The sequence below is a fragment of the Oliverpabstia sp. genome, from assembly GCF_022785585.1.
In the GTDB taxonomy this organism is placed as follows: domain Bacteria; phylum Bacillota; class Clostridia; order Lachnospirales; family Lachnospiraceae; genus Oliverpabstia; species Oliverpabstia intestinalis.
Window position 1 is genome coordinate 1 of sequence record NZ_JALFPR010000052.1, and the last position, 2827, is coordinate 2827.

Below are 2827 nucleotides of genomic sequence, written 5' to 3' on the forward strand. Positions count from 1 at the left end.
GGTAGCCAAGTCCTAAAAGTAGTATTGTTAAATCACCACAAAATAACAATCAAACAGGATCGACACCACCACTGCCATGAACAGATTAACATATATTATCATTTTAGACAAGTGTTTTTACGATGCCCATGCGCCTCCAAATATAAGGATAAGGACTTCTTGACGGAAAATTCTTTTACTATATTGGAGGACATTTCGATGAATGAAAAATACCTTTTTAAATTACTGCAGGATATGCAGTTAAAAAATTTTACATCAAATACATGTGAAGACTATTATCGTTTTGTGAAAAGATTTCTTGATTTCACTAATAAGGATGCCATGTCCATTACCTACGCTGATATTCGGAAATTTATATTCTACATGAAAGATCATGAGAACAAAAAAGCTTCCACAATTAATGTCTATACTGCAGCGATCCGTTTCTTCTTTGAATACACTCTTGGATATGTGTGGGATTCCAAAAAAATACCAAAAATGAAACGCGACAGGCAGCTCCCTATAATCCTTACCCGGGAACAGGTAAACCTACTTATTGATTCTATGGATAACTATAAGCACAAGGCCATCACTGCAACGATGTATTCCTCCGGTCTTCGGGTCAGTGAAGTCTGCCATCTGCGCTATGAAGATATCCGCAGGAAACAGATGATGATACATGTTCCATTGTCAAAGAACCGGCAGGACCGCTATACCATATTAAGTGACAGGAACCTGGAAATCCTTACAGAATACTGGTACCGTTATAACCGCCCGATGGGATGGCTGTTTCCAAGCACAGTAAGGGATGAGCCACTTACCAGTTCAACCGTTCAACTATTCATAAAAAATCATGCACGGAAACTCGGGCTTCCGGAAGGGGTAACACCGCATACAATGAGGCATTGCTTTGCCTGCCACGCACTTGAAGACGGAGTCAGCCATACATTTATCCAACAACTGTTAGGCCACCGCAGCCCGAATTCCACGGATGTGTATCTGCAGATGACATCCAAAGCACTTATGGGTATCCGGAGTCCCTTTGATACTTTTGAAAAAAAGGATGGGGAGGGCAGCCGTGATGAATGATAATCCTACCATGCAGGATGTCCTCCGGCATTTCTATCCGAAATATCTGGACTCTTACACACCCACTGCAAGTCAGGCAAAAACCGTACATCATATCCTGAACTGCAAGACTGGTGCATATGGAGCCAATATCTCTGAATGTGACACATGCGGACATATCCAGTACCATAACAATTCCTGCCGTGACAGATCCTGTCCGATGTGCCAGGCGTTAGCGAATGAATTATGGGTTGATGCACAGAATGAACATGTATTGGACATTGATTATTACCACCTTGTCTTTACCTGTCCAAGTGAGTTGAACCCATTGATCTACTGTAATCAGAAAGAGTTGTATTCTCTCTTTTTTCATGCTGTGGCAGAAACCATCCAGGAGCTTTCAGAAGACCCTTCCCATATGGGAGGCACCCCCGGATTTATCAGCATTATGCATACGTGGGCATCCAATCTTTCTTACCACCCGCACATTCATGTGTTATCAACCTGCGGCGGGTTGGACACAGACCGTAACTGGCACCAGAAAGAAGATGGCTATTTTCTGCCCGGGAAAGCAATGGCAAAGCTTTTTAAGGGAAAATTCCTGTCCGGGCTGAAACAGCTGCATGATAATGGAAAACTTTCTTATGAAGGTGATGCCCAAAAATACCGTAACCAGTATGAATACCAGGAATTGCTGGATACGTGCTATAAAAAAGACTGGGTTACAGATATCAGGGAATCCTTTGCCGGAGCAGAAACTGTGATGAATTACCTGGGGCGTTACACCCATCGGATTGCAATCAGCAACAGCCGCATTCTCCATATGGATGAAAATACGGTAACCATCCGGGTAAAGGATTATAAATGTGGAGGTAAATGGAAGGAGTTAACCCTGGAAGGTACCGAATTCATCCGCCGTTTCCTGATGCATGTTCCTCCGAAAGGATTTGTCAGGATACGTCACTATGGGCTCCTGAGCAACCATAATAAACGAAAACTGATTCCCATCTGCAGAAATCTGATCGGCTGCCGTGAATTTCTGAGACGGTTCAGGAAGGAAGATAAAGTACATGCGATCAAGATACTGTACAAAAAGGATGTCACAGTATGTCCGTGTTGTGGAGGAAACGTATCATATAAGGTGTGTTCCAGATATATGACACACCGAAAAAACAGTGCCTAAACCAAACTCAAAACGAATACCGTACTTACAAAACTGGGGTAAGGGGAATTTCTGCTCAAAATCAAAAAAATCCCTGGATTTTCGAGATCGTCTTCTCCATAGACAGTTCTGCTTATCCAAAAAATAATGACAGAATGTGAGATATTGAATCCCCATATACCGGACGCGACTTTGTTCAATTCGGAAAAACCAAAAGTGTGCTGAATAAGGGGGCACCGACAGTTGCCCTCTTATTCAACCCACCTTTGGTTCTTTCCTTAAAAATTATGTAGTAGTCGGATACAGCATGGATGAAGTTGAAACTCAGCATGAAAAGAGAGTAGTAATTAGTTAAGTGCTGTATAACATGCATCCCGGGGAGCTGTATAGGAATTACTGCTTCCCATATTTATTGCCTGAATGTCATAAGGACAAAAGTTGGAGGAGTCAGATGACGGATAAAGAATTGCGAAAACTGAGCCGTGCAGAGCTTCTGGAAATGTTGATTCAGCAGATTGAACGAAATGAGGAGCTGGAAGCTGAACTGAAAAAAGCGAAAACAGAGCTTAGAAACCGGGCGATTACGATAGAAAATGCCGGTTCTCTTGCAGAGGCAGC

Annotated in this window: 2 protein-coding genes; both read left to right on the forward strand. The window is 42.6% G+C overall.

What is annotated here, in order from left to right; all coding sequences use genetic code 11:
- Positions 1-198 precede the first annotated feature (198 nt).
- Positions 199-1068 (forward strand): tyrosine-type recombinase/integrase, encoded by an 870-nt coding sequence (locus MSA64_RS03240; protein ID WP_287890520.1) that lies wholly within the window; start codon positions 199-201, stop codon positions 1066-1068.
- Positions 1061-2230, forward strand: coding sequence for an IS91 family transposase (locus tag MSA64_RS03245; RefSeq protein WP_287890521.1), 1170 nt, complete (start codon positions 1061-1063; stop codon positions 2228-2230). Before MSA64_RS03240 ends, MSA64_RS03245 begins: the two co-directional genes overlap by 8 nt.
- Positions 2231-2827: the final 597 nt, after the last annotated feature.

What these genes read in the sequence shown, in the direction of transcription:
- MSA64_RS03240 (WP_287890520.1), top strand. Translation starts at nt 199, where the DNA reads ATGAATGAAAAATACCTTTTTAAATTACTGCAGGATATGCAGTTAAAA.
- MSA64_RS03245 (WP_287890521.1), top strand. Translation starts at nt 1,061, where the DNA reads ATGAATGATAATCCTACCATGCAGGATGTCCTCCGGCATTTCTATCCG.